This window comes from Actinomadura sp. CNU-125 (assembly GCF_001942465.1).
Classification (GTDB): domain Bacteria; phylum Actinomycetota; class Actinomycetes; order Streptosporangiales; family Streptosporangiaceae; genus Spirillospora.
Window position 1 is genome coordinate 20,367 of record NZ_MKJY01000592.1, and the last position, 24,750, is coordinate 45,116.

Consider the following 24,750-nt stretch of genomic DNA (forward strand, 5'->3'; position numbering starts at 1 on the left):
GCCCGCCAGGCCGCCGTGGCCGTCCACCCCCTGGTCCGCGCCCACCTCCCCGTGCTGGCCGCGGCGATCGGCCGCATCGGGCACTCCCAGATCCGCAACCGCGGCACCGTCTGCGGGAGCATCGCCCACCACGACCCCTCGGCCGAGCTGCCCGCGCTCGCCCTCGCGCTGGACGCCCGCATCCTCACCTACGGGACGCGCGGAACCGCCGTGCACCCCGCGGCCTCCTTCTTCACCGGGACGTTCGACACCGCGCTCGCCCCCGACGAGATCGTCACCGCCGTCCAGTTCCCCCTTCCGGAGCCGGGCACCGGCTGGGCCTTCGAGGAGGTCGCCCGGCGCAGCGGCGACTTCGCGCTCGTCGGCGGCACCGCGCTGCTGCGCGCCGCGCCGGGCGGGACGGTCGAGCGGGCCCGGATCGCGCTGTTCGGCGTGGCCTCCACCCCGGTGCGGCTCCCCGCGGTCGAGGAGTCGGTCACCGGCGCCGCGCCGACCCCGGACGTCCTGGACGCCGCCGCCCGGCTGACGGCCGAGACGCTCGACCCAGCCGCCGACAGCCACGCCTCCGCCGACTACCGCCGCGAGGTCGCCGCCCACCTGGTCCGCACGACGCTCGCCGACGCGTTCGCCCGCACCCCCGCCGGGAGCCCCGCCGATGCCTGAGATCACCCTGCACGTCAACGGCCGGGAGCACCGCCTCGACGTCCCCGACCGCATGCTCCTCACCGACGCGCTGCGCGGGCGCCTCGGCCTGACCGGCACCCACGGCGGCTGCGAGCACGGCGTCTGCGGCGCCTGCACGGTCCTGCTCGACGACCGGCCGGTCCGCGCCTGCCTGATCCTCGCCGTCCAGGCCGACGGCCACCGGATCCGGACGATCGAGTCGGTGGCGCCGTCCGAGGAGTCCCTGCACCCGGTGCAGGAGGCGATGCGCGACTGCCACGGCCTCCAGTGCGGCTTCTGCACGCCGGGGATCGTCATGAGCCTCGTCGCGCTGCACGAACAGGACGTCCGGCCCGACGCCGCGGAGATCGGCGAGGCGCTGTCGGGCCACCTGTGCCGGTGCACCGGCTACCGCAACATCACCGCCGCCGCGCACCGCGCGCTCGGCTGCCCCGCCCCCGCCGCGACCCCCGCCGCCGAGACCGCACGACCCGACACCGACGACGCGCACGAGGGAGCCGGCCGATGAGCGCAGCCGCCGCCGTCCGAGAGGGCCTGATCGGAACGCCCGTCCTGCGCAAGGAGGACGACGCCCTCCTGCGCGGCCGGGGACGGTACCTGGCCGACCTGGTCCTGCCCGACGCCCTCGAAGCGGCCTTCGTGCGCAGCCCGCACGCGCACGCGGAGATCACCCGGATCGACCTCACCGCCGCCCGCGCCCTCCCCGGCGTCATCGCCGCCTACACCTGGGACGACGTCCGCGACACCGTCTCGGAACTGTTCCTGGAGGCGGAGATGCGGGTCCCCGAGCAGGTGCGGGAGGCGATCAAGCCGCTGTCCCGGCTCCAGCCGGTGCCGCTGCTCGCCGACGGCCGCGTCACCTGCGTGGGGCAGGCCGTCGCGATGATCGTCGCGGTGGACCGGTACGTCGCCGAGGACGCGCTCGAACTCGTCGAGGTCGACTACACGCTGCTGCCGCCGCTCGTGGACCCGCTCCGCGCCCTGGACGCCGACGCGCCGATCGTCGTGCCCGGCACGGACGACAACCTGGCCGTCTCCGTCGAGGGGAAGGTCGGCGACATGGCGGCCGCGCTCGCGGGCGCCGCCCACGTCGTCACCGAGCGGTACAAGTCGCACCGGTACGTGGCGTCGCCGATGGAGACGCGCGGCGTCGCCGTCGTGCTCGACCCGCGCGGCGGCGGGCTGACCGTGTTCGCCTCCACCCAGACGCCGCACCGGCTCCGCGAGGTCATCGCGGGCACCCTCGGGCTGGACTCCGGGAGCGTCCGGGTCACCGCCCCCGACATCGGCGGCGGCTTCGGCCAGAAGGGCGTCCAGTACGTCGAGGACGTCCTGGTGCCCTACGCCGCGCACCGCCTCGGCCGGTCCGTCCGCTGGGTCGAGGACCGCACCGAGAACCTGACCTCCTCCTCGCACGCGCGGGAACAGGTCCACGACATCACCCTGGCCGCCGACGCGGACGGGCGCCTGCTCGGGCTGCGCGACGACGTGGTGATCAACCTGGGGAACGCGAACCTCACCGGCCTGGTCGTCCCGTACAACACGCTGACGCACGTCATCGGCCCGTACGTCGTCCCGGTGCTGGACCTGCGGGTCCGCGGCGTCCTCACCACCACGATGATGACGACGCCCTACCGGGGCGCCGGGCGGCCCGAGGCGGTGTTCGCGATGGAGCGGGCGCTCGACCGGCTGGCCCGCGCGGTGGGGATCGAGCCGCACGAGCTGCGGGCGCGCAACCTGGTCGGCCCCGGGGAGATGCCGCACCGGACCGGGCTCATGTACCGCGACGGCACCATGCAGACCTACGACTCGGGGAACTTCCCCGAACTGCTGCGCCGGCTCGTCGGGCACCTGCGGATCGACGAGATCCGCGCCCGGCAGGCGTCCGGGGACGTCGCGCCGGGAAAGCGCCTCGGCGTCGGCCTCGCGATGTACATCGAGGGCACCGGGCTCGGCCCGTTCGAGAGCGGGTCGGTGACCGTCATGCCGGACGGCAGGGTCCGCGTGGCCACCGGCGCCAGCTCGCAGGGGCAGGCGCACCAGACGGTGTTCGCGCAGGTCGCGGCGGACGCGATCGGCGTCCCGCTCGACCGGATCGACCTCATCGAGGGGGACACCGCCGCGATCGGCCACGGCGTCGGCACCATCGCGAGCCGCAGCATGGTCACGGCGGGCAACGCCATCCACCTCGCGGGCCTGACGGTGCGCGACCGGCTGCTGGCGGACGCGTCCGAAGCGCTCGGCACGGACCCGGCGGACATGGAGATCGTGGACGGCGTCGTCCGGCCGGTCGACAAGCCGGAGGCGGGGATCGACATCGCCGCGCTGGCCGCCCGGCGCGCGCCGCTGCTCGTGCCCGGGACCAGCACCGGGCCCGGCGCGGTGATCAGCGAGACGACCTACTTCAAGCCGCCGACCGTGACGGTCGCCAGCGCCGCGCACGGCGCGGTGGTGGAGGTGGACGAGCGGACCGGCAAGACCGAGATCCTCTCCTACGTCGTCGTGCACGACTGCGGCCGCGTGGTGAACCCGATGGTCGCCGACGGCCAGGTCACGGGCGGCGTCATGCAGGGCATCGGCGGCGCGCTCTACGAGGAGATGGAGTACGGCCCGGACGGCAGCCGCGCTCGGTCACCTACATGGACTACCTGGTCCCCACGGCCGCCGAGGCGCCCCCGTACGTCCTGGACCACATCGAGACGCGCTCGACGCTCAACCCGCTCGGGGTGAAGGGGCTCGGCGAGGGCGGCGCGATCGCCCCGGGCGCCGTGCTCGCCAACGCCGTCGAGGACGCGCTGGGGCCGGACCGCGTCCACGTCACCCGCGGCCCGCTCACCCCGAGCCGGGTCAGGGACCTCATCCGCGGGGCGTCGTCCGGCGCCTCGCCCGACGAAAGGTAAGCCATGGAGCTCCAGCACTCCTTCACCGTCCCCGTTCCGCTCCAGGAGGCCGCGGACGTCCTGCACGACGTCACCCGGCTCGCGCCGTGCATGCCGGGCGCGGTCCTGGACGGCTTCGACGGCGAAGAGTTCACCGGCCGGATCTCCGTGAAGGTCGGCGCGATCAGCATGTCCTACAAGGGCAAGGGGCGCTTCCTGCCGGGGGACGCGGCCACGGTCGCGCTGCACGTCGAGGCGTCCGAGACCAAGGGCGCCGGGGCGGTGTCCGGGGACGTGGTGTGCCGGCTCGGCGCGGAGGGCGACGCCACCCGCGTCGTCGTGGACACCAGGGTGGACATCTCCGGACGGGCCGCGCAGTTCGGCCGCGGCGTGATCGCCGAGGTGGGCGACCGGATCGTCGCGGCGTTCGCCGCCAACGTCCAGGACCTGCTCACCCGGAGCGCCGCCGAGGACGCCCCGGCGACGGCCACCGCCGCCGCGCCCGCCGAAGCCCCCGGACGGACGCCCGCTCCGGCGGCCGCTCCGCTGGACCTCGGTTCGGTCGCGGGCCCGGTGCTGCTGCGCAAGGCCGCCCCGGCGGCGGCGCTGCTCGGTCTCCTCCTGGCGTTCCTGCTCGGCCGCCGCACGGCGGGCCTCCGCCTGACCCGGGACTGAACCCCCTCCGACGTGCGAGTTAACGGAATCGTTACCCCGGGAAGCTAGGCACGACAAATCTTAGGTCTAATACTCATTGAACTAAGACTTAAAGCTCCGAGATAGGAACGCCATGTCGAAGAAGCTCCTGGCCGCCCTCGCGGCGACCACGGCCATGTTCGCCTCCGCGTGCGGCGGCAGCGCCCCCGCGCCCGGCGAGGTGACGGTCGCGCTGCCCTTCGCCAGCTGCCTGTCCTGGTATCCGCTGTACGTCGCGCAGGACCAGGGCTACTTCGACGAGGAGGGCATCACGGCGAAGTTCGAGAACACCGACGGCTCGGGCGGCGCCGTCCAGGCGACGCTGACCGGCAAGGCGCAGCTCGCCGCGGCCGCCCCCAACTCCTACCTGTCGGCGGCGAGCACCGGCGCGCAGGTCCAGGCGTTCTACGCGCTCTACCAGCGGAGCACGTTCTCGGTCGTCACCCCCGCCGACTCCGGCATCACCGACCTCGCCGGGCTGAAGGGCAAGACCGTCGGCATCAGCGCCCCCGGCGGCGGCGACGTCATCTACCAGGAGTGGCTGCTGTCGCAGGCCGGGCTGAAGAAGGACGCCGACTACACGCAGCTCGCCGTGGGCGACGGGTCCTCGGCGGCGACCGCGCTCAAGAAGGGCACGGTGGACGCCTACTCCGCGTCGTTCTTCGACGAGGAGGTCATCAAGGCCGGGGACCTCAAGGTCACCGCCCTGCACGGGGAGAACGAGCCGGAGCTCGTCGACAACTTCCTCGTGGCCACCGACAAGTGGGCCGAGAAGAACACCGAGACCATCGAGAAGTTCGGCCGGGCGCTCGCGCGCGGCACGCAGAAGGGCCTGGCCGACCCCGCGGGCGTCATCGAGCTCTGCGGCAAGCACGCGCCCGAGGAAACCCAGGACCCCGCCTTCGCCAAGGTCATCTACGACCGGGTCAGCGAGCTGCTGAAGCTCCCGGAGGCGCGCAGAACAAGTACGGCCACATCGACACGGCCGCCTTCACCGCCTTCGCCGAGCGGCTGGCCGACCTCGGGCTGATCGAGTCGGCCGACGGCGCGAAGGCCGTGACCAACGACCACGTCGACGCCTGGAACACGGCCGCCGAGTAAACGCGCCGACGCCGGTCGGAGCAGCGGGAGCGGGCAGGCGAGAGCGGGCAAGCGAGAGGGAAGAATGCCACAGCACCAGAGCACCGCGGAGCGTTCGGGCTCCGCGCTCGACACCACCGCGACGGGGGCGTCCGTGCACGTCCAGGACGTCGTGCGGACCTTCACCCGCGACGGCGAGACCGTCCACGCACTCGGGCCGGTGTCCCTGGACATCGCGCCGGGCGAGTTCGTGGCGCTCCTCGGCCCGTCCGGCTGCGGCAAGAGCACCCTGCTCAACCTCATCGGGGGCCTGCTGCCGCAGACGTCGGGCGTCGTCCGGGTCGGCGGCGGCGACGTCGTCGGCGTGCCGGACGAGGTCGGGATGATGTTCCAAAAGGCCGTCCTGCTGGCCTGGCGCACCGTCCGGGAGAACGTGCTTCTCCCGATCGAGATCGCGCAGGGCCGCAAGGCCGCCCGCGCGGCCGCCGGACGGGCCGACGAGCTGCTCGAACTCGTCGGCCTGAGCGCGTTCGCCGACAAGCGGCCGAACGAGCTGTCGGGCGGGATGCAGCAGCGCGCCGCGATCTGCCGGATGCTCATCCAGGAGCCGTCGGTGCTCCTGCTCGACGAGCCGTTCGGCGCGCTCGACGAGTTCACCCGCGAGCACATGAACGTCGAGCTCGCCCGCATCTGCGCCCTCTCCGGACGGACGGCCGTGTTCGTCACGCACTCGATCAGCGAGGCCGTCTTCCTCGCCGACCGGGTGGTCGTGATGAGCGCGCGTCCGGGCCGCATCGCGGGCATCGTCGAGGTGGACCTGGAAAGGCCCCGCGACCCCGAGGTGATGACCGCGGCCCCGTTCCAGAACTACGTCCGCGAGGCACGCGATCTGCTGAAGATCGGGTACGACGCGGCGGCGAGCACCGAGGAGCACTGACATGACGCAGCCCGCCACCGCCCACCGGCCCGGCGAAGCAGCCGGACCCGCCGGGGCCACCGCCGGGAAGGCGCCGCCCGCCAGGACCGGCAGACCCCTGATGGAGCGCGTCCCCACCCCGGTGCTGCTCACCACCGCGCTCATCGTCCTCGTCGCCGTCTGGCAGGGCGTCATCTCGGCCGGCTGGGTGAACGAGTACATCCTGCCGACGCCGTGGAGCACCGCGACCGCCCTCTGGGACGTCACCACGGACCTGTTCACCGGCGGCCCGGTGTTCGACAACTTCCTCATTTCCGCGCAGGAGACGCTCTACGGCCTGCTCATCGCCGCCGTCGCGGGCGTGGTGCTCGGCGTCCTGATCGCCGAGACGGTGATCGGCCGCCGCGTCCTCCAGCCGCTGATGATCGCCCTGTACGCGGCGCCGAAGGTGGCCCTGGCGCCGCTGTTCGTCGCCTGGTTCGGCTTCGACATGGCGCCGAAGGTCGTCATGGCCGCGGTCATCGCCTTCTTCCCCGTGATGGTCGACACCGCCGCGGGCCTCGCCGGGATCGACGAGGACGAGGACAAGCTGTTCAAGTCGCTGCGCGCGTCCCGCTGGCAGCGGTTCGTCAAGTTCAAGCTGATGAACGCGCTCCCGTTCATCTTCGCCGGGCTGAAGTCCGCCGCGGTGCTGGCCGTGATCGGCGCGATCGTCGCGGAGTTCCTCGGCGGCGGCGAGGGCCTGGGCGTCATGGTGAAGACGGCGTCCGTCGGCTTCGCGCTCGACCGGGTGTTCGCCTTCGTGATCCTGCTGTCGGCGATGGCGTTCCTCGTCTACCTGGCCGTGGACGTCATCGAACGCAAGGTCGTGTTCTGGCGGCAGACCGGCTTCCTGCCGACCGAGTCGTAGAGGACGACGATGACCGAACAACTGCGACCCATCATCGTCGGCGGCGTCCTCCAGGAGGGCCGCGGCGAACCGCTGACCAGCACCGACCCTGCGGACGGCTCGACCGTCGCGACGGTCGCGGCCGCGTCCGTCCAGGACGTCGACCTCGCGGTCGAGCGCGCCGCGGACGCGCAGGCCGGACCGGCGTGGCGGCGGATGCTGCCGCACGTGCGGGCCCGGCTGCTGGCGCGCGCCGCCGACCTCATCGAGGCCCGGCGCGACGACCTGGCGCTGCTGCAGTCCCGCGACAACGGCAAGCCGATCACCGAGACCCGGGCCCTGGTAGCCAGCGCGGTCGGCACCTTCCGCTACGTGGCGGCGGTGCTGGAGAGCTCGGACGAGCGGCTCACCGTTCCGCGCGGCCCGTACCTGACCATGTCGGTGCACGAGCCGATCGGCGTGGTCGGGGCGATCACCCCGTGGAACTCGCCGATCGCCTCCGACGCGCAGAAGCTCGCCCCGGCGCTGGCGGGCGGCAACGCCGTCGTCCTGAAGCCCGCGGGCTGGGCCCCGGTCGTCTCCCTGGAAATCGGCGAGATCCTGCTGGAAGCGGGCTTCCCGCCCGGCCTGGTCAGCGTGCTGCCGGGGTCCGGCGGCACCGTCGGGCAGCGCATCGTCGACCATCCGGGCGTGGGGCACGTGTCGTTCACCGGCGGCGCGTCCACCGGCCGCCGGCTCGCCGGATCGGCCGCGCGCAAGCTCATGACGACCTCGCTGGAGCTCGGCGGCAAGTCCCCGACGATCGTGTTCGCCGACGCCGACCTCGACCTCGCCGTCAACGGCGTCCTCTACGGCATCTTCAGCTCGCAGGGCCAGTCCTGCATCGCCGGTTCGCGCCTGTTCGTGCAGCGCCCGGTCTTCGACGAGGTCGTGGCCGTGCTCGCCGAGCGCGCCGACGCCCTGCGCGTCGGCCATCCCCGGGACGAACGCACCCAGATGGGGCCGCTCATCACCGCCGGGCACCGGGCCTCGGTCGAGGAGTACATCGCGCTCGGACGGTCCGAAGGCGGCACGGTCGTCGCGGGGGGCGTGCGTCCGGACGCGCCGGAGCTGTCCGCCGGGACCTACCTGCGCCCGACGGTCATCACCGGCGTGGGCAACGACGCCCGCGTCGCGCAGGAGGAGATCTTCGGACCCGTCCTGGTCGCCATCCCCTTCGACGACGAGGCGGACCTCATCGCGCAGGCCAACGACTCCGTCTACGGCCTGGCCGCCGGGGTCTGGACCCGCGACTTCCCCAAGGCGTGGCGGACGGCCCGCGCCCTCCAGGCGGGCCAGGTCTGGATCAACACCTACAAGCAGCTCTCCATCGCCACCCCGTTCGGCGGGCTGAAGGACTCGGGCTCCACCCGCGAGAAGGCGCGGACGCCATCCGCGCCTACCAGCGTCAGAAGAGCGTCTACGTCGACACCGGCGGCCGTCCGCTGCCCGTGGCGGCTGACCTCCGGGAGCCCGCCGGGGCGCCGTCCTTCAGAGACGCGCCCCCGGGCCCGTCTCGTCAGAGGGCGCCGCGAAGGGTCTGCAGGACGGCGTAGGGGACCACCCGGCTGGTGCGGGGATTGGCGGGGGACGGATGGTTCCGCACTTCGAAGCGGTAGTCGCCGATCGGGCCCGCGGCGGTCACGACGTGGGTCACCCGGGCGGCGGCGGGGTCGGCGATCAGCTCCACCTCGACCGGGGCGCCGGGCAGCGCCAGCGTGAGCGTCGCGGCGACGTTCATCGACCTGGGGAACAGGGCGGCGGCCTCCTCCGCCGGTCCGCTGAAGACGACGACCGGGCCGTCCGCGCGGGCCAGCTCCTCCTTCTGGGCGGCGTCCATCCAGTCCTGGACGAGCGCGGCGGGGGTCTTGGTCGTGCTCAGCCGGATCGTCGTGAAGGGCGCGGCGGAGGCCGCCGCGGTCAGGACGTCGAGGCCGCCGAGGGCGCCCGCCGTGACGAAGAGGCGGCCCGGGCCCGCCGCGCGGAGGCGTTCGCCCAGCGATCCGTCGGCGAGGGCGCCGGCCGAGGAGACCACGAGGTCCGTCCCGGCGGTCAGGGCCGCCTCGCCGTGCGCGGCGAGGGCCGCGTGCCCCGCGCACTCGACGAGCACGTCGGCCCGTCCGATCGCCTCGTCGGCGGTCACCACCGGGACGGCGACGTCCGGTGCGGCGGCGCCCGCCGCGCGTCGCGTCACCACGCAGTCCAGCCGGGCTCCGGGGACGGCTCCGGCCAGCAGCCGCTCGCACACGACCGACCCGATCGCGCCGTGCCCCAGAACCGCGATCGCTTTCGTCCCCTGCATCGACGCTCCTCCCGCGTCCCGGACGTCGTCCCGGAACGCTCGCTCGGCAACAGAACCTTCGGACCCAAAATCCTCAAAGCAAAGATACTTAGGTCTAAGATTTATGGTAGCGTGTCCCGCATGGAACTGGGATTGGCCGGCCGGACGGCCCTGGTCACCGGCGGGAGCTCGGGCATCGGGCTCGCCACCGTGGCGGCGCTGCTCGCCGAGGGCGCCAACGTCGCGACCTGCGGCCGCGACCCCGAGCGGCTCCGCACCGCGCTCGCCCCGCTGCGCGCCGAGTACGGCGAGCGGCTGCGGCACGGCACCGCCGACGTGACCCGCGCCGAGGAGATCGGCGCCTTCGTGCGCGAGTCCGCCGCCGCGTTCGGCGGGCTCGACGTCCTGGTCAACAACGCGGGACGCTCCCGCACGTCGACCTTCGAGACGACGGCCGACGACGACTGGCGCGAGGAACTCGACCTGAAGTTCTTCGGCGTGATCCACCCCACCCGCGCCGCCCTGGACGCGCTGCGCGCCTCCGACGCCGCCGCGGTCGTCAACCTCAACGCCGTCCTCGCCCGCCAGCCCGAAGGCCACCTCGTGGCGACGTCCGCGGCGCGCGCCGGGCTGCTCAACCTCTCGACCTCGATGGCGACCGAGTTCGCCGCCGACGGCGTCCGCGTCAACTCCGTCTGCGTCGGGCTGATCGACACCGGCCAGTGGCGGCGCAGGTACGAGCACGCGCGCGAGGCCGGGCAGGCCACCGCCTCCTACGAGGAGTGGGCGGGCCGGATCGCCGCCGACCGCCGGATCGCCGCCGGACGGCTCGGCACCGCCGAGGAGGTCGCGGCCGCCATCGTCTTCCTGGCGTCGCCGCGCGCCTCCTACATCACCGGCACCCAGATCGAGGTCTCCGGAGGAGTCGCCCGTTATGTCTGAGAACCCCGCACCCGGTCGCGCGCTCGACGCCACCAACGGCGGCGACCTGCTCGTCGCGCTGATGGAGGCGCTCGGCGTCGACACCGCCTTCGGCGTCGTCAGCGTCCACAACATGCCGCTCGTCGACGCCGTCGCCGCGAAGCTGCGGTTCGTCCCGGTCCGGCACGAGGCGGCGGCGGTCAACGCGGCCGACGCCCACGGCCGCGTCCGCGGCACCGTCGGCATCGCGCTGACCAGCACCGGCACCGGCGCGGGCAACGCCGCCGGGGCGCTCATCGAGGCACTGTCCACCGGCTCGCGCGTCCTGCACGTGACCGGGCAGATCGAAAGCCGCTACCTCGGCCTGGGCCGCGGCTTCATCCACGAGACCAAAGACCAGGCGGGCATGCTCGCCGCCGTCAGCAAGGCGGCGCACACGATCCGCGACGTCGACGGCGCCCCGGCGATCCTCGCCCGCGCGGCCGCGCAGGCCGCGACCGTCCCGTACGGGCCGGTCAGCGTCGAATGGCCGATCGACCTCCAGTACCGTCCGCACGAGATCCCCGTGCTGGACGTCGCGCCGGACGCCGCCGCCCCCGCGCTCGACGAAGCGGCGCTGGACGAGGCCGCCGCGCGGATCGCCGCCGCCGAACGTCCGCTGCTGTGGGCGGGCGGCGGCGCGCTCGACGCCCGTCCAGAAGTCGCCGAACTGCTCACCCGGACGCGCGCCGGGCTCCTCACCAGCAACTCCGGGCGCGGTGTGGTGGACGAGGGGCACGGCGCGTGCATCGGCAACTTCGCGCTCAACCCGGCCGTCGCCGCCGTGCGCGAGCGCGCCGACCTGCTCGTGAGCATCGGGACGCACTTCCGCAGCAACGAGACCGGCGACTACGACCTCGTCCTGCCCGCGAACCATGTACAGATCGACGTCGACCCCGCCGCGATCGGCCGCGTCTACCCGGCGTCGACCGGTCTCGTCGGGCCCGCCGCCGGCGTGCTGCGCGCCCTGCTCGACCGCCTCCCGGACCGCACCGGCACCGACGACGGCTGGCTCACCGAGGTCGCCGCCGCGCGGCGCGGCGCCCGCCAGGGCCTGCGGGAGTCCATCGGCTGGCAGGCCGAGATCTGCGACGCGGTGCGCTCGGCCTTCCCGCGCGACGCCGTCCTCGCCCGCGACGTCACCATCCCGTCCAGCATGTGGGGGAACCGGCTCCTGGCCGTGGACGACCCGTCCGTCAACGTCTTCCCGCGCGGCGGCGGCATCGGCCAGGGACTCGCGATGGGCATCGGCGGGGCGATCGCCCGGCCCGACCTGCCGACGCTGATCCTCGCGGGCGACGGCGGCTTCGCCGTCCACCTCGGCGAACTCGGGACGCTCGCGCAGGAGAACCCGTGGGCGGTCGTCCTGCTGTTCAACGACGGCGGCTACGGGGTCCTGCGCAACACCCAGGACGCCCACGTCGGACGGCGGTCCGGCGTCGACCTCGCCACGCCCGACTTCGGTCTGCTCGCCGCCGCCCACGGCCTGCCGCACTGGCGGGTCAAGAGCACCGACGACATCGAGACCGCGCTCGCCGCGGCGCTCTCGGTCCGCGGCGCCGCCGTCGTCGAGGTCGACGTCGAAGCCCTCGGCCCCATCCCGCGCCCGTTCACCCCGCCGGTGAAGATCCCGGGCTCGAACTGAGCGCCGCCCGTCCGGCCCGACCAAACGACGAGAGGACACCGCGATGACCGCCCCCGCAACTCCCCTCTTGCGGGCGCTGCGCCACGTCGCGCTGCGCACCACCGCACTGGAGGAGTCGGTCGACTTCTACACCGGCCCGTGGGGGCTCGAACTCGTCGAGCGCACCCCCGACTCCGCCTACCTGCGCGCCTCGGGGCCCGAGCACCACGTGCTCGAACTGCACGCGGCGCGGACCAACGCCCTCGACCACATCGCCTTCGCGGTGCCCACCCCCGCCGAGGTGGACGCGGCGGCCGTCTGGGCCGAGGCCGAGGGCGCCACCGTGCTGGAGCGGCCCGGCCCCATCGACCGTCCCGGCGCCGGGTACGGCTTCCGCTTCCTCGACCCGGAGAACCGGGTCCTGGAGATCAGCGCGAACGTGCACGCGGTCGCCGAACGCCCCCTGGACGTGCCCGTCCCGCGCAAGGTCGCGCACATCGTGCTCAACACCACCGACATCGACGCCCTCACCGCCTGGTACACCCGGGTCCTGGGGCTGCGCGTCAGCGACTGGTCGGAGCACCAGATGGTGTTCCTGCGGGCGAACGCCGACCACCACGTCGTCGCCTTCAACCAGGCCGAATGGGCGGCGCCCAACCACGTCGCCTACGAAGTCGGCAGCCTCGACGCCTGGATGCGCAGCATCGGCCGCCTCAAGGTCGCGGGGCACGAGACCGCGTGGGGCCCCGGCCGGCACGGCCCGGGCGACAACGCCTTCGCCTACTACGTCGATCCGGCCGGGCTCGTCCCCGAGATGACGGCCGAGGTCATGCAGATCGACGAGGCCACCTGGATGCCCCGCGTCTGGCCGCGCATCCCCGAACTGTCCGACCTGTTCCGCACCGCCGGACCGCCGTCGCCCGAGATCCGCCGGCACATGGGCGGCGTGCCCGACCCCGGATGGCGCGCCCGGCCGGCTGAGCCCCAGACCCCCGCATCACCCGACCCAGAGAGGAAGCGCCATGACCGACACGACGGCCCAGACCGGCACCCCCGAGCTGGAGGCCCTGATCGACGAGTGCTTCGCCAGCAGCGCCTCGCGCAACGTCGACTGGGACACCCTGAAGTTCCAGACGAAGGCGGGCGAGAAGTTCCGCCGCGCGCAGGTCCGCTACATCGGCTCCGGCGCGACGGGGAACCACGAGGGCGACGCCTCGATCATCCCCTCGGACCACTTCACCTTCTCGAACATGATCCTCCCCTCGGGCTGCGTCGGCCCCGAGCACACCCACCCCGACGTGGAAGAGGCGTTCTTCGTCCTGGAGGGCGAGGTCGAGTTCTCCGTCCACGACGTCGAGGACGGCACCAAGACCGCCAGCCGCGTGCTCGGCAAGTACGACCTGCTGTGCGTGCCCGCCGGGGTCCCGCGCAGCCTCAAGACGGTCTCGTCCGAGGACGCCCGCATCTGCGTGATCATCGGCACCAAGAAGCCCGCGATCCCGTCGTACCCGACGACGTCCGAGATGCACGGCGTCACCCGCGATTGATGGCGGACCTCCTCGACGCCCGGGCCGCCGCCGCCCTCCTGCACACGCGGGAGGCCGGTGACGGCCCGCTGCTGCTCTGCCTGCACGGGATCGGGTCGAGCTCCGCGTCGTTCGCGCCCCAGCTCGCCGCGTTCGCCGACCGGATGCGCGTCGTCGCCTGGGACGCTCCCGGCTACGCCGACTCGCCCGACCCGGACACGGCGCCCGGCATTGACGGCTACGCCGACATCGCGGCGGCGCTCATCGCCGCGCGCGGCCACGGCGAGGCCGTCGTCCTCGGCATGTCCTTCGGCGGAGTGATCGCCGCGCGGCTCGCCCAGCGGCACCCCCGCCTCGTGCGCGCCCTGATCCTCGGCGACAGTACCCGCGGGTCGGGCCGGTCGCCGGAGCAGGCGGCGGCGATGCGCGGACGGGCGGCCGAACTCGCCGAGCACGGCGCCGACGCGTTCGCCGCGGTACGGGCGCGCAGGCTGCTGCGCCACGACGCCCCCGAACCCGAGGCCGTCCGGGCCGCCGCGGGCGATGGCGTCGCCGTCCGGCTCCCCGGCTACGCCCACGCCGCCGACGCGATGGCCGCGACGGACCTCGACGGGACGCTCGGCGCGATCGGCGCCCCCACGCTCGTCCTCTACGGCGAAGCCGACCGGGTCACCGGCGCCCGCGAGAGCGAGCCGATCGCCGCACAGATCCCCGGCGCCGTCCTGCGGACCGTCCCCGCCGCGGGCCACCTCGCCAACCAGGAGAATCCCGCCGCGTTCAACGCGGCCGTGGCCGCCTTCCTCGACACCCTCTGAGCCGACGCACGCGAGAGGCGCGAGGGGCGCGGCCGCCCGGGTGGGGCCGTGCCGCCCTCTCGAAGCGCACGAACGAGGGGCACGGCCGCCGGTGTCACCGGTGGCCGTGCCCCTCTCGACGCGCGGGTTCGGAAGGAAGCGCCTCCGGCTCCGGCTCCCGCTTCCGCCCTGGCGCGTGCTCGCGGCACGTCGCCGGGGCGGAGGCGGGGAACCGCACGTCAAGCGACCGGAACGCTCCACGCGTCGTAGCCGTAGACCCAGTCGCCCGTGCCGGACTCCTTGAGCCACGCGTTGTCGCGCGAGGAGACCTGGATGCGGGCGGTGCGCTCGCGCCGGGCCGCCTCGTAGGCCGCGAAGGCCGAAGCGTGGTCGGCGTGCGCGTCGATCGCCCGCGCGAGGACCACGGCGTCCTCGACCGCCTGGCCCGCGCCCTGCGCCATGAACGGCATCATCGGATGGCAGGCGTCGCCGAGCAGCGTCGCCCGTCCGACCGTCCAGGAAGGCAGCGGGTCGCGGACGTAGAGGGCCGACTTGAGCACGTTCGAGCAGGCGCCCAGCAGGCGCCTGGCCTCCGGGGCGAAGTCGGCGTAGAGCTCCCGCAGCTCCGCGACGTCCCCAGGCTGGGTCCAGGACTCCTCGTGCCACCCCTCCTGCGGGATCGTGGCGAAGATGAACAGGTCGCGGCCGCGGTTCAGGGGGAACGTCACGATCTGCGTGTCGATGTCCGGCCCCCACCATTTGGTGAACGCGTCCAGGTTCGCGACCCCGGCGAGTTCCTCGACCGGGACGACGGCGCGATAGGCGACGACGCCCGTGAACGTCGGCTTCTCCGGCCCGAACAGCGCGGTCCGCACCACCGAGTGGATGCCGTCGGCGCCGATCACCGCGTCCGCCCGCGCCTCGCCGCCGTCCGCCAGGCGCAGGACGACGCCGTCGTCGTGCTGCGAGATCTCGGTGACGCGGGCGCCGAGGCGTACGCACTCGTCCGGCAGCGCGGTCTCCAGCGCGGTCATGACGTCCGCGCGGTGCATCGTGAGCTGCGGGGCGCCGTACTCGCGCTCGGCGGTGTCGCCCATCGGCAGGCGGGAGGTCTCCGCGCCGGTGTCGTAGGTCCGGCTGATCCGGTGCGTCGGCCGGGCCGCGGTCTCGCGGAGCGCGGCGCCGACGCCCAGCCCGTCGAGCGCCCGGACGGCGTTCGGCGTCAGGTTGATGTCGGCGCCCACCCGCGCGAACTTGGGCGCCTGCTCGTACACCACGACGTCGTGACCGAGCGAGCGCAGCGCGATCGCGGCGGACAGCCCGCCGATCCCCGCGCCGCTGATGGCGATTGAGCCCATCGAGCCGTCCTGTTCTCCCGAAGACACTTAGTGCAAAGAATTTTAAATCTAAGCTTTTGATGACGCAAGCGGCGCGGGCGCGTCCCCGGAGGTCACCGGCTTCCTCGGGGCGCGTGGATCGGCCCCTCGGTGGTGCCGAGCGGACGACCCGAGCCGCCCCACCGCGTCTGGATCAGCTCCGCGGCGATCGAGACGGCCGTCTCCTCCGGAGTGCGGGCCCCGATGTCCAGGCCGCTGGGGGAGCGGAGCCGGCTCAGCTCCTCCTCGGTCAGCCCCGCCGCGCGGAGCCGGGCGAGCCGATCCTCGTGCGTACGGCGCGAGCCCATCGCGCCGATGTAACCGGCGCGCGTCCGCAGGCCGCCTCCAGCAGCGGGACGTCGAACTTCGGGTCGTGCGTGAGGACGCACAGCGCGGTCCGCTCGTCCACCTCGACGGTCGGCAGGTACCGGTGCGGCCAGTCGACGACCACCTCATCGGCGTCCGGGAACCGCCGGGGCGTGGCGAACACCGGCCGGGCGTCGCAGACGGTGACGCGGTAGCCGAGGAACTTGCCCGTCCGGGCGACCGCCGCCGCGAAGTCGATGGCGCCGAACACCAGCATCCGCGGCGGCGGCAGGAAGGACCGGACGAAGACGGTCACGTCGTCGGGCCGCCGCTCGCCGTCCGGGCCGTAGCGCAGCAGGCCGGTGCGTCCCTGGACGAGCATGCCGCGCGCGTCGTCGTCCACCGCGGCGTCGAGACCGTCGCCGCGTCCCAGCGATCCGGCCGCCCCGCCCGGCCGGACGACACGAGTCGCGCCGATCCGGCCGGGACCCGCCACGAGGGTGGCGACGGCCACGGGCGCACCGCCGACGACATCGGCGAGCACCGCGTCGAAACCGGGGAAGCCCGCCGCGGTGACCGGCTCGACCAGCACGTCGATGGTCCCCCCGCAGGTCAAGCCGGCGGCGAACGCGTCGTCATCGGCGACCCCGTACCGCTGCAGCGCGGGCGTGCCGGTGCCGAGGACCTCCCGGCACAGCTCGTACACGGCGCCCTCGACGCATCCGCCGGACACGCTGCCCGCGACCACGCCGTCGTCCGACACGGCCATCGCGGCGCCCGCCGGACGCGGCGCGCTGCGGAACGTGCCCACCACCGTGGCCAACGCGAAATCCCGACCGGCGGCCCGCCAGGCGCCCAGATCATCGACGATGTCACGCACGCGCACCCCACTCGAACCGGCAATACCTTAGATGCAAGATAATGCACGGGGGTGAGTCGATGGCACCGGCTGCGGCCGGTCACCGCCGCGACGCGCCCGTCCGCTTCGCCCCCGGGTGTCCACGGACGGAACGGACGCGTTCTCGGCCGCGTCCGCGCTTCCGCTCGACGGCACCGCCGAACGGCACGCTGCCCGGCCGGGCCCTGTACCGGAAGAAGAGGACGGGGCTCGTGGCCACGCTCAACGGTGTGGTGGCCGAGTCGCCCGAATCGCGGGTCGGCCAGAAGCGGAGCCGTCCCTGAACCGCGGTTCGGGACGGCTCCGTCGAGATGCGTCGCGCCTCAGGTGCGGGCGGCGGCGAGCGCGGGGAGGTTCTGGTTGCCGTCCGCCCAGGTGGCGGTCATGACGACGCCGGTGATCCGCCATCCGGCGGTGGTGCGGGCGAGGTCGAAGCGGTAGGTGCCGCCGAGCGTCCACAGCGGGGAGCCGTGCGGGTCGGCCAGGCGGTGGGTGGCCTGGAACGCGGCGGTGCAGACGGCGCGGTCGCCGTCGATGTCGACGAGGTGGTTGGTGATCAGGTGCTGGGTGGCGTCGAAGCCGCCGAGCGTCGCCGACCACGCCTCGACGATCCGGCGCGGGGTCAGCACGGCGGGCTCACCGCCGTTCAGGCTGGTGTAGTCGAGCGTGACCTCGTCGGCGAACACGGCTTCGAGCCGGTCCCACTCGCGCCGGTCGGCGTGCCATGCCATGCGCGTGCACGTCTCGATGATCTCCAAGGCGGACATGGGTTCCTCTCGTCGATTCGGGATGTCGGGGGCGGTCACAGGGTGGCGGCGAAGTGGGCGGCGGCGGCGTCCGCGGCGAAGGTGACCTGGGGTTCCTGGTCGTAGAAGTCGAACTGGATCCCGTCCGTCCACACGAAGTCCTTGGGGCCGGCCAGGCCGGCGTGGAAGCGGCGCGCGCCGTCGGGGATGGCGGCGTCCTCGCTGTGCACGAGGAGGGCGGGCGCGGTGATCCGGGGGGCCAGGGCGATGGAGTCGAAGGTCAGCCACTCTTTCCAGGCCATGACGGCGAACCGGTTGGGCCAGGCGGGGACGCGCCGCGGTCGGGGTTGAGATAGAAGTCGACCTCCATGGGCAGGGCGGCGCGCGGATCGCTGCCGCTGACCATCGGCACGTACTCGACCTCGCCCGTCTCGCGGTAGCGGGCGCGCGCCTTCTCCGCGGCGGAGATCTTGTCGGCGACGCCCGCGTCGCCGCCGTAGTTCTCGGCGCAGAGTTCCGCGTCGTGCAGCCAGGGCGCCACCAGCGCGAGGGACCGGACGCGCGGGTCGTCGGCGGCGGCGGCGCTCATGTACATCGCCGCCGCGCACACCCCCAGCGCGCCGAGCCGCGCGCCGTCCACGGCCGGATGCCCCGCGAGGAACGTCACGGCGTTGCGGATGTCTTGGATCTTCAGGTCCGGCGATTCGACGTCGCGGGGCTCGCCGCCGGACTCGCCGAAGCCGGTGAAGTCGAACGAGAGCGCCGCGTAGCCGCGGTCGGCGAGGCGTTCGGCGTACCGGTCGGCCATCAGCTCCTTGACGCTGGTCCAGGTCCCGGCGACCACGATGCCGGGCGCCGGGGCGTCACCGTCGGGCACGAACAGATTCCCGGTCAGGGACACGCCTTCGCTGGAGAAGGTCACCTTCTGGGGGGAGGTCATGAGTCGTTTCCTTTCGGCTGGTCGGCGTAGGTGAGTTCGGCCTTGGTGATGACCGAGCCGGAGACGGTGAAGGCGTAGTGGGCCGCGAAGCCGCCGGTGCCGCCGGGTGCGAAATTCACCAGCAGCCGTTGATGGCCGGGCCGGTTCTCGACGACCTCGGTCACGGTGAGGGTCCCGCCGATGACCTCGGCGTCCGCCCAGCCGCGGATGGCGTCGCGTCCGGCGAACCGGCGGCCGACGTCGATCAGGACGGCGTCCTCGGCGAACGCCCCGGCGAGCGCGTCCGGATCCTCGGCGGCGACGGCGTCGACGTAGGCGCGCACCGGCGGCAGCAGCTCCGGCGCCGCTTCCCGGGACGGGACGGCCGCCGCGGGTTCGGCGGCGTCGGAGCACCCCGGCAGCGGGGCGAGGACGAGCGCGGCGGCGGACGCGGCGAGCAGGCGCCGCAGCCGCGGGTTCGGTGCCGCGGTCACCGGCGGAAGCCGTCGGCGTGCTCGTCCGCCCACTCCGCGAAGGTGCGCGGCGCGCGTCCGGTGACCTCCAGGACGGTCGGGCGGACGATCGACTCGTCGAGCGCCCCGTCGACGTAGAAGTCGAAGAACGCGTCGACGTACTCGGCCGGCATGGCGGCGGACATCTCGGCGCGCGCCTCCGCGTTCGATAGACCGACGGCGCGCAGGTCCCGGTCGAGCACCCCGGCGAGGACGGCGACCTGGTCGGCGGGCAGCAGCGCCTCCGGCCCGGTCGGCCGGAGGATCTCGCCCCGGTACCCGTCGCCGAGCAGCGCCCGCGCCGCGACCGCGCCGAGGTCGAACGGATCCACGTACGCCACGGGCACGTCCGGGAAGGTGACCCGGATCCGGTTCCCCTCCTGGATCTGCGGCAGCCACCGCAGCGCGTTGGACATGAAGCCGCTCGGCCGCAGGAACGTCCACGGCACCCCCGACTCCCGGACGGCCGCCTCGGACAGCGCCATGTAGCGCGTGACCGCGTTGGTCATGTCGCCGCTTCCGGCCGAACCGCCCGACAGCAGGACGACGTGTTCCACGCCCGCCCGGCGGACCTCGGCGAGCAATCCGGGCATGTCGGCGTAACCGGGCAGCAGGAACGCGGCACGCGAACCTTTCAACGCGTCCGTCAGCGTGTCCGGCCGGTCGAGGTCCCCGGACACCGCCTCGACGCCCTCCGGCAGCCGGGCCTTCGCCGGGTCGCGTACCAGTGCCCGGACCGGCGCGCCCGCGGCGGCCAGTGCGCGCACGACCTCCGACCCCACGTTCCCGGTGGCCCCCGCAACAAAGATCATCGTGTGTTCCCTTCGTCGTATCCGGCGACGTTCGATACGAAAGCGCAGCGTGAGCCCGCTTTCGGCGAGCGAACTGCACTATACGGATCAGTACATGTGTACGCAACGGTTCAGTTCAGTTGGCCGTTATGCTGAGACCGTGAGCGAAGGACGGCGGGTTCCCACGGGAGAGCGGGCGGAGCGGAAACGGGCGGCGATCATCGAAGCCGCGCAGGAGGTTTTCCTCCGGGACGGCTACGAGGCGGGCATGGACGCCATCGCCGTGCGGGCCGGCGTCTCCAAGGTGACCGTCTACAACCACTTCGCCGGGAAGGAAGAGCTGTTCACGGCCGTGATCGGCGACGCCCTCAAGTGCGCCCTCGGCGAGTCGCTGGCCTACGCCGAGGAGTGCCTGCGGTGCGACGGCGACGTCCGCGACATGTTCGTCGCCACGGCCCGCGCCTGGTTCCAGAACATGACCAGGCCTGAGGTCCTCAGGCTCCGCGCGCTCGTCACCTACGAACAGCGCCGCTTCCCCGAGCTCGGCCGCGCCTGGCAGGAGAACGGGCCCGGCCACTTCCACCCGATCTTCGCCGCGGCGCTGCGGCGCCAGATCGACCAGGGCGTCCTCGCCGTCCCGGACATCGACCTGGCGATCACCCAGTTCTACTCGCTGGCCCTCTATCCCCACCTCGTCCACGCCACCTACGGCGCCCCCATCGACGAGGAGACCGCCGACCGCCTCATCACCGGCGGCGTGGCGATGTTCCTCGACCACTACCGCGCCTAGGGCGCGCCGCCGAGGGCCGTCGTGCGTCTGCCGTCGGTCATGCGATCCCCCCTCACGCCTCACCGGGCGAACCGGCCGGATGGCTGAACGGGAGGAAGCTTGTCTTTTGCAAGCACCCTTTGTCAAGTGAAGTTCGATGTAGGGTGTGCAGCATGGCGGCTCGTGAGTACGGACAGTTCTGCGGCCTGGCCCGCGCGTTGGAGATGATCGGCGAACGCTGGACGCTGCTGATCGTCCGCAACCTGCTGTCGGGGCCCCAGCGCTACACCGACCTGCGCAAGGGGCTGCCGGCCATCCCGACCAACATCCTCTCGACCCGCCTCAAGCAACTGGAGGAGGCGGGCCTGGTCGTCCGCCGCGCGCTCCCGCACCCCGAGCGCGCGGTCGTCTACGAGCTCACCGACTACGGACGCGACCTGGAACCGGCGCTGATCGCCCTCGGCCGCTGGGGCTCCCGCACGATGACCGAACCCCGCCCCGGCGAGACCGTCACCGCCGAATCGGTCGCCATGGCCTTCCGCACCACCTACCGCCCGGAGGCGGCCGGGGACGCCACCGTCGGCTACGAGGTGCGCATGGGCGAGTTCACCCTCCGCATCCAGATCACCGCCGGAGCCCTCACGGTCGGCATCGGCCCCCACCCGTCCCCGGACCTCGTCATCGAAAGGCGGAGCGACCAGGGCATCCACGCGATGATGACCGGCGCCAAGACCCCCGAGCAGGCACTCGCCGACGGCAGCGTGCGGGTGGAGGGCGAGCCCGAGTCGCTCCACCGGTTCGTCGAGGCGTTCCGCTTCTGACGGCCCGCGCCACCAAGGCCGATCCGTACCCGGCCAAAGCCCCCTCGGCCTCACCGTTCGTCTATACGATGCGCGGGATCCCCTTCTTGGGAGGGCCCGTATGGACATCACGTCTCCGGTGGCGGCCGTTCGCTGGGCCCGCGTGGTCGCGGTCGGGGTGAGCTGCGGGTTCGCGTTCGGCGGATACGTCGGGATCGTCAACGCGGAGCCGGGAGGCAAACCGGCGGCGTTCGTCCTGCTGACCGTGCTGCTGCTCCTCCACCTGCGGAACTGCATCCGCTGGTCGGAGGACGCGCGGGTGCGGGGCTGGCCGTGGACGCTCGGCGTCCAGGCGGTCCTCACGGCCGCGGGCATGGTCTGGTACGCGGACACCTGGTACGGGAACTCCGGGTTCCTGGCGGCGGCCTTCCTCCTGCTCTTCCGACGGCGGTGGGCGGCGTGGGGCGGGTTCGCGGCGGTGATCGCGGCCCAGTTCGCCGCCGCGCTGCCGGTCCGGCCGACGGTCGCGGAGGCGGCCTATCTGGCGGTCGGGCACGCGGCGTTCGTCGGGATCGCGCTGTACGGGGTCGCCCGGCTGGCCGACCTCGTCAGCGACATGCGGCGGACCCGGGACGGGCTCGCGGCGGCCGGGGTGGCCCGCGAGCGGCTGGTGTTCGCGCAGCAGCTCAACGAACGGGTGGGCGTGAGCCTGGAGCGGGTCGTCCGGGACGGCGGGACCGGGGACCCGGCGACGATCAGGCGGCGGCTGGACGTGGCGCGGGCGGCGCTGAACGAGACGCGGTCGGTGGCGCACGGATACGGGCGCGAGCGCCTCGCGGGCGCGACGGTCGCCGACGACCTGACGTCCACGGTGGTGGCCGTGCTCGGTGCCGCCACGATCTGCCTCATGATCGTGCCCGTGGAGGCGCGGCGTCTCCTGCAAGCCGAGCTGAGCGCGCCGGAGACGATGCTGTTCGTCGCGTCGCTCGTGACGTTCGTCCTGCTGTACCTCCGTGCCTGCACCCCCACGGGCCGTCCGTTGTGGACGCTGGTCATCTTCGTGCCCGCGCTGGCCCCGTTGCTCGTCTTCGACCTGGCGATGTGGCACGTGGTCCTCTTCCTGCCCGGCGTCGTGCTGGTCGTGCTGCGCGGGTGGGCGCGGTGGGTCGCGGCGGTCCCGTTGATCTGCGTGGATCCGCTGCTCGTCATTTGGGACGCGCAGCTCGGTGACCCGACCGTGCTCGGGATGACCTACGAGATCGTGTGGTCCGGCGAGCGGGCCCTGGTCGTGTACGGGCTGGTCCGCATGGGCGAGCTGGCCCTGCAGGTCAGGGAGGCGCGGGCGGAGCTGGCCCGGGCGGCCGTGGCGCGCGAGCGGCTGCGGTTCGCGACCGACCTGCACGATCTGCTCGGCCTCGGCCTGTCGGTGGTGGTGCTCAAGAGCGAGCTGGCGCTGCGGCTGCTGGACCGCGACCCCGATCGGGCCCGCGTCGAACTGTCCGAAGGGCTGGCCGCCGCCCGCCGCGCCCTGGCGGACATGGACGCCGTCGTGGCCGGGCGCGGCGAGATCTCGCTGGCGGCGGAGGCCGAGTCCACCCGCGCGGCGCTCTCGGCCGCCGGGATCGAGGCGTCCTGGACGGTTCCGCCGGTGCGGCTGCCCGCGGAGACCGACACGCTCCTCGCGACCGTCCTTCGCGAAGGGGCCACCAACGTGCTGCGGCACAGCGAGGCCGAACGATGCGAGCTGGCCGTCGAGGCGGCGGCGCGGAGCGTCCGGCTGGACCTCGTCAACGACGGCGCGTCGGGGCGGGGCGGCGCCCCGGGCGTGGGGTTGAAGAACCTGGAGCGGAGGGTGCGGGACCAGGGCGGGACGCTGACCGCCGGGAAGGAGGGGGACCGCTTCCGGCTGGCGGTGTCGGTGCCGCTACAGCCAGCCCTGGTCGGTCGCGATGCGGATGGCGTCGATGCGGTTCCTGGCGTCCAGCTTCATGACGGCCGACGACAGGTAGTTGCGGACGGTGCCCCGGCTCAGTGAGAGGGACCGGGCGATGTCGTCGGCCTCCGCGCCGGTCGCCGACAGCCGGAGCACGTCGGTCTCGCGCGCGGTGAGCGGATTCTCCGCCCGTTCGAGCTCGGCGAGGGCCAGCTGCGGGTCGACCACCCGTTCCCCCGCGACGGCCCTGCGGATCGCGTCGATGAGGTCGTCGGCCGGCGCGTGCTTGAGCAGGAACCCGGAGATCCCCGCGGCGAGCCCGCGGCGCAGATGTCCGGGTTTGCCCAGCCCGGTCAGGACGACCGTCCGGCAGTCCGGGAGTCTCGTGCGGAGTTCGGCGGCGGCGTCCAGGCCGTCCATGCCGGGCAGGTCGATGTCGAGCACCGCCACGTCCGGGCGGGCCCGCTCGGCCACGGCGACGATCCGGTCGCCGCGCTCGACCGTGGCCACCACCTCGATGTCGTCCTCCAGCCCGAGGACGGTGGTCAGCGTCTCCCGCAGGATGCGGACGTCCTCGGCGACCATCACACGGATCATGTGAATCCTTCACATGGAACTGCTGAACCCGGCCACTACCGGCGGATTCTTCGGATTGCGAGTCTAATGACGCCAACCCCGGCGACACCGGCCGAACCGGAGGAAATCATGCGCAAGATCGTCGCTTCTACGTACGCCACCCTCGACGGCTTCATCGACAACCCCCACGAATGGTCGCTGCAGTACTCCGAGGAGAAGTCCCAGACCCAGGCGTTCACCATGACGACCGCCGCAGACGCGCTCCTGCTCGGCCGCGTCACCTACGAGGGCATGGCGCAGGCGTGGCCGAACATGGGCGGCAACCCCTACGCGGACCACGTCAACTCGATGGCCAAGTACGTCGTCGCGAGCGAGCCGGTGGACACGTCCGCCTGGAACCCCACCACGGTCATCGACGGCGACGACCTCGCCGGGGCGGTGGGCGACCTCAAGAAGCAGGACGGCGGCGACATCCTCGTCTGGGGCAGCGGCCGCCTGACCGACGGCCTCGCCGCCGCCGGGCTCCTGGACGAGTACAAGATCTGGCTCTGCCCGGTCGTCAAGGGCTCCGGCGAGCCGCTGTTCCGCCCGGAGAGCGCCGGAACCCTCGACCTGGTCGACTCGGTCACCTTCCCGAGCGGGGTCGTCCTCCTCACCTACCGCCTCCTCATCGGCTGAGCCGCCGGCCTCCCCCGCGGACACGCGGCCCGCGAGACGATCGCGGTTACGCTTTGGCCGAGTCGAGGCGGGGGAGGTGGC

Annotated in this window: 25 protein-coding genes and 3 pseudogenes; 19 read left to right on the forward strand and 9 right to left on the reverse strand. The window is 73.3% G+C overall.

Annotated features, from left to right (window positions below):
* Positions 1-15: 15 nt before the first annotated feature.
* The 9 genes and pseudogenes from BJF79_RS47865 to BJF79_RS47900 all read left to right on the forward strand — a co-directional run.
* Positions 16-663 (forward strand): FAD binding domain-containing protein, encoded by a 648-nt coding sequence (locus BJF79_RS47865; RefSeq protein ID WP_262403636.1) that lies wholly within the window; start codon positions 16-18, stop codon positions 661-663.
* Entirely contained in the window at positions 656-1,192 is a 537-nt protein-coding gene (locus tag BJF79_RS47870) for a (2Fe-2S)-binding protein (RefSeq protein WP_075907239.1), read from the forward strand. Before BJF79_RS47865 ends, BJF79_RS47870 begins: the two co-directional genes overlap by 8 nt.
* Complete coding sequence (locus BJF79_RS47875) at positions 1,189-3,414, forward strand: xanthine dehydrogenase family protein molybdopterin-binding subunit (protein ID WP_262403637.1); 2,226 nt, start codon at positions 1,189-1,191, stop codon at positions 3,412-3,414. Before BJF79_RS47870 ends, BJF79_RS47875 begins: the two co-directional genes overlap by 4 nt.
* A complete protein-coding gene (locus BJF79_RS64845; RefSeq protein WP_262403638.1) occupies positions 3,324-3,584 on the forward strand; it encodes a hypothetical protein in 261 nt (86 codons plus the stop codon). The genes BJF79_RS47875 and BJF79_RS64845 overlap by 91 nt, the downstream gene beginning before the upstream one ends.
* 3 nt (positions 3,585-3,587) lie before the next feature.
* On the forward strand, positions 3,588-4,238 hold the full coding sequence (locus BJF79_RS47880; RefSeq protein WP_075907240.1) for an SRPBCC family protein: 651 nt from the start codon (positions 3,588-3,590) through the stop codon (positions 4,236-4,238).
* 112 nt (positions 4,239-4,350) lie between these two features.
* A complete protein-coding gene (locus BJF79_RS47885) occupies positions 4,351-5,286 on the forward strand; it encodes an ABC transporter substrate-binding protein (RefSeq protein ID WP_075907241.1) in 936 nt (311 codons plus the stop codon).
* Positions 5,287-5,421: 135 nt separating this feature from the next.
* Positions 5,422-6,273, forward strand: a complete 852-nt coding sequence (locus tag BJF79_RS47890; protein WP_075907242.1) for an ABC transporter ATP-binding protein — start codon at positions 5,422-5,424, stop codon at positions 6,271-6,273.
* 1 nt (position 6,274) lies between these two features.
* Positions 6,275-7,162 (forward strand): ABC transporter permease, encoded by an 888-nt coding sequence (locus BJF79_RS47895; RefSeq protein ID WP_083734791.1) that lies wholly within the window; start codon positions 6,275-6,277, stop codon positions 7,160-7,162.
* Between the two features lie 9 nt (positions 7,163-7,171).
* A pseudogene (locus BJF79_RS47900) lies at positions 7,172-8,503 on the forward strand (aldehyde dehydrogenase); the annotation flags it as partial.
* Positions 8,504-8,699: 196 nt separating this feature from the next.
* Here BJF79_RS47900 and BJF79_RS47905 read toward each other — a convergent pair.
* Complete coding sequence (locus BJF79_RS47905; RefSeq protein WP_075907244.1) at positions 8,700-9,482, reverse strand: aspartate dehydrogenase domain-containing protein; 783 nt, start codon at positions 9,480-9,482, stop codon at positions 8,700-8,702.
* Between the two features lie 120 nt (positions 9,483-9,602).
* Here BJF79_RS47905 and BJF79_RS47910 point away from each other — a divergent pair, with 120 nt between their 5' ends.
* From BJF79_RS47910 to BJF79_RS47930, 5 genes and pseudogenes are all read left to right on the forward strand, one after another.
* Positions 9,603-10,403 carry an SDR family oxidoreductase gene (locus tag BJF79_RS47910; protein WP_075907245.1) on the forward strand — a complete coding sequence of 267 codons (801 nt, stop codon included), beginning with the start codon at positions 9,603-9,605 and terminating at the stop codon, positions 10,401-10,403.
* A complete protein-coding gene (locus BJF79_RS47915; protein ID WP_075907246.1) occupies positions 10,396-12,066 on the forward strand; it encodes a thiamine pyrophosphate-binding protein in 1,671 nt (556 codons plus the stop codon). Before BJF79_RS47910 ends, BJF79_RS47915 begins: the two co-directional genes overlap by 8 nt.
* Before the next feature lie 43 nt (positions 12,067-12,109).
* Positions 12,110-12,790 (forward strand): annotated as a pseudogene (locus BJF79_RS47920) (VOC family protein); the annotation flags it as partial.
* Between the two features lie 277 nt (positions 12,791-13,067).
* Positions 13,068-13,592 (forward strand): cupin domain-containing protein, encoded by a 525-nt coding sequence (locus tag BJF79_RS47925; RefSeq protein WP_075907284.1) that lies wholly within the window; start codon positions 13,068-13,070, stop codon positions 13,590-13,592.
* Positions 13,592-14,386: an alpha/beta fold hydrolase gene (locus BJF79_RS47930; protein WP_083734801.1), complete on the forward strand. Its 795-nt coding sequence runs from the start codon at positions 13,592-13,594 to the stop codon at positions 14,384-14,386. Before BJF79_RS47925 ends, BJF79_RS47930 begins: the two co-directional genes overlap by 1 nt.
* A gap of 218 nt (positions 14,387-14,604) precedes the next feature.
* Here the strand turns inward: BJF79_RS47930 and BJF79_RS47935 are convergent, their stop codons facing one another.
* Together BJF79_RS47935 and BJF79_RS47940 are read right to left on the reverse strand one after the other, a co-directional pair.
* A complete protein-coding gene (locus BJF79_RS47935; RefSeq protein ID WP_075907247.1) occupies positions 14,605-15,723 on the reverse strand; it encodes an FAD-dependent monooxygenase in 1,119 nt (372 codons plus the stop codon).
* A gap of 92 nt (positions 15,724-15,815) precedes the next feature.
* Positions 15,816-16,927, reverse strand: a pseudogene (locus BJF79_RS47940) (XdhC family protein).
* Positions 16,928-16,986: 59 nt separating this feature from the next.
* Here BJF79_RS47940 and BJF79_RS54895 point away from each other — a divergent pair.
* Entirely contained in the window at positions 16,987-17,229 is a 243-nt protein-coding gene (locus tag BJF79_RS54895; protein ID WP_143220998.1) for a hypothetical protein, read from the forward strand.
* 39 nt (positions 17,230-17,268) lie between these two features.
* Here the strand turns inward: BJF79_RS54895 and BJF79_RS47945 are convergent, their stop codons facing one another.
* The 5 genes from BJF79_RS47945 to BJF79_RS47960 are packed head-to-tail and all read right to left on the reverse strand — an operon-like array spanning position 17,269 to position 19,934.
* Positions 17,269-17,712 carry a nuclear transport factor 2 family protein gene (locus tag BJF79_RS47945; protein WP_075907248.1) on the reverse strand — a complete coding sequence of 148 codons (444 nt, stop codon included), beginning with the start codon at positions 17,710-17,712 and terminating at the stop codon, positions 17,269-17,271.
* A 35-nt stretch (positions 17,713-17,747) separates the two neighbouring features.
* On the reverse strand, positions 17,748-17,993 hold the full coding sequence (locus tag BJF79_RS64850) for a hypothetical protein (RefSeq protein ID WP_262403639.1): 246 nt from the start codon (positions 17,991-17,993) through the stop codon (positions 17,748-17,750).
* Complete coding sequence (locus BJF79_RS47950; protein WP_262403640.1) at positions 17,972-18,631, reverse strand: alpha/beta hydrolase; 660 nt, start codon at positions 18,629-18,631, stop codon at positions 17,972-17,974. The genes BJF79_RS64850 and BJF79_RS47950 overlap by 22 nt, the downstream gene beginning before the upstream one ends.
* Complete coding sequence (locus BJF79_RS47955; RefSeq protein ID WP_262403641.1) at positions 18,628-19,104, reverse strand: nuclear transport factor 2 family protein; 477 nt, start codon at positions 19,102-19,104, stop codon at positions 18,628-18,630. The genes BJF79_RS47950 and BJF79_RS47955 overlap by 4 nt, the downstream gene beginning before the upstream one ends.
* Positions 19,101-19,934 (reverse strand): NAD(P)H-binding protein, encoded by an 834-nt coding sequence (locus BJF79_RS47960; RefSeq protein WP_075907249.1) that lies wholly within the window; start codon positions 19,932-19,934, stop codon positions 19,101-19,103. The genes BJF79_RS47955 and BJF79_RS47960 overlap by 4 nt, the downstream gene beginning before the upstream one ends.
* Before the next feature lie 139 nt (positions 19,935-20,073).
* Here BJF79_RS47960 and BJF79_RS47965 point away from each other — a divergent pair, with 139 nt between their 5' ends.
* The 3 genes from BJF79_RS47965 to BJF79_RS47975 all read left to right on the forward strand — a co-directional run bounded on the left by BJF79_RS47965 (position 20,074) and on the right by BJF79_RS47975 (position 23,517).
* Complete coding sequence (locus BJF79_RS47965; RefSeq protein ID WP_262403642.1) at positions 20,074-20,703, forward strand: TetR/AcrR family transcriptional regulator; 630 nt, start codon at positions 20,074-20,076, stop codon at positions 20,701-20,703.
* A 152-nt stretch (positions 20,704-20,855) separates the two neighbouring features.
* A complete protein-coding gene (locus BJF79_RS47970; protein ID WP_075907251.1) occupies positions 20,856-21,503 on the forward strand; it encodes a winged helix-turn-helix transcriptional regulator in 648 nt (215 codons plus the stop codon).
* 100 nt (positions 21,504-21,603) lie between these two features.
* Positions 21,604-23,517: a sensor histidine kinase gene (locus BJF79_RS47975; protein WP_075907252.1), complete on the forward strand. Its 1,914-nt coding sequence runs from the start codon at positions 21,604-21,606 to the stop codon at positions 23,515-23,517.
* Here BJF79_RS47975 and BJF79_RS47980 read toward each other — a convergent pair.
* On the reverse strand, positions 23,407-24,012 hold the full coding sequence (locus BJF79_RS47980; protein ID WP_075907253.1) for a DNA-binding response regulator: 606 nt from the start codon (positions 24,010-24,012) through the stop codon (positions 23,407-23,409). The genes BJF79_RS47975 and BJF79_RS47980 overlap by 111 nt on opposite strands.
* 108 nt (positions 24,013-24,120) lie before the next feature.
* Between BJF79_RS47980 and BJF79_RS47985 the strand changes: the two genes are divergently transcribed.
* A complete protein-coding gene (locus BJF79_RS47985) occupies positions 24,121-24,669 on the forward strand; it encodes a dihydrofolate reductase family protein (protein WP_075907254.1) in 549 nt (182 codons plus the stop codon).
* The last annotated feature ends 81 nt before the right edge of the window (positions 24,670-24,750 follow it).

Bases quoted from the DNA above. Each gene is read 5' to 3' on its own strand.
- BJF79_RS47895 (WP_083734791.1), top strand. From the start codon at position 6,275: ATGACGCAGCCCGCCACCGCCCACCGGCCCGGCGAAGCAGCCGGACCC.
- BJF79_RS54895 (WP_143220998.1), top strand. From the start codon at position 16,987: ATGGCACCGGCTGCGGCCGGTCACCGCCGCGACGCGCCCGTCCGCTTC.
- BJF79_RS47930 (WP_083734801.1), top strand. From the start codon at position 13,592: ATGGCGGACCTCCTCGACGCCCGGGCCGCCGCCGCCCTCCTGCACACG.
- BJF79_RS64845 (WP_262403638.1), top strand. From the start codon at position 3,324: ATGGACTACCTGGTCCCCACGGCCGCCGAGGCGCCCCCGTACGTCCTG.
- BJF79_RS47870 (WP_075907239.1), top strand. From the start codon at position 656: ATGCCTGAGATCACCCTGCACGTCAACGGCCGGGAGCACCGCCTCGAC.
- BJF79_RS64850 (WP_262403639.1), bottom strand. From the start codon at position 17,993: ATGGCCTGGAAAGAGTGGCTGACCTTCGACTCCATCGCCCTGGCCCCC.
- BJF79_RS47975 (WP_075907252.1), top strand. From the start codon at position 21,604: ATGGACATCACGTCTCCGGTGGCGGCCGTTCGCTGGGCCCGCGTGGTC.
- BJF79_RS47935 (WP_075907247.1), bottom strand. From the start codon at position 15,723: ATGGGCTCAATCGCCATCAGCGGCGCGGGGATCGGCGGGCTGTCCGCC.
- BJF79_RS47910 (WP_075907245.1), top strand. From the start codon at position 9,603: ATGGAACTGGGATTGGCCGGCCGGACGGCCCTGGTCACCGGCGGGAGC.
- BJF79_RS47915 (WP_075907246.1), top strand. From the start codon at position 10,396: ATGTCTGAGAACCCCGCACCCGGTCGCGCGCTCGACGCCACCAACGGC.
- BJF79_RS47885 (WP_075907241.1), top strand. From the start codon at position 4,351: ATGTCGAAGAAGCTCCTGGCCGCCCTCGCGGCGACCACGGCCATGTTC.
- BJF79_RS47980 (WP_075907253.1), bottom strand. From the start codon at position 24,012: ATGATCCGTGTGATGGTCGCCGAGGACGTCCGCATCCTGCGGGAGACG.
- BJF79_RS47970 (WP_075907251.1), top strand. From the start codon at position 20,856: ATGGCGGCTCGTGAGTACGGACAGTTCTGCGGCCTGGCCCGCGCGTTG.
- BJF79_RS47875 (WP_262403637.1), top strand. From the start codon at position 1,189: ATGAGCGCAGCCGCCGCCGTCCGAGAGGGCCTGATCGGAACGCCCGTC.
- BJF79_RS47905 (WP_075907244.1), bottom strand. From the start codon at position 9,482: ATGCAGGGGACGAAAGCGATCGCGGTTCTGGGGCACGGCGCGATCGGG.
- BJF79_RS47985 (WP_075907254.1), top strand. From the start codon at position 24,121: ATGCGCAAGATCGTCGCTTCTACGTACGCCACCCTCGACGGCTTCATC.
- BJF79_RS47890 (WP_075907242.1), top strand. From the start codon at position 5,422: ATGCCACAGCACCAGAGCACCGCGGAGCGTTCGGGCTCCGCGCTCGAC.
- BJF79_RS47960 (WP_075907249.1), bottom strand. From the start codon at position 19,934: ATGATCTTTGTTGCGGGGGCCACCGGGAACGTGGGGTCGGAGGTCGTG.
- BJF79_RS47945 (WP_075907248.1), bottom strand. From the start codon at position 17,712: ATGTCCGCCTTGGAGATCATCGAGACGTGCACGCGCATGGCATGGCAC.
- BJF79_RS47880 (WP_075907240.1), top strand. From the start codon at position 3,588: ATGGAGCTCCAGCACTCCTTCACCGTCCCCGTTCCGCTCCAGGAGGCC.
- BJF79_RS47950 (WP_262403640.1), bottom strand. From the start codon at position 18,631: ATGACCTCCCCCCAGAAGGTGACCTTCTCCAGCGAAGGCGTGTCCCTG.
- BJF79_RS47925 (WP_075907284.1), top strand. From the start codon at position 13,068: ATGACCGACACGACGGCCCAGACCGGCACCCCCGAGCTGGAGGCCCTG.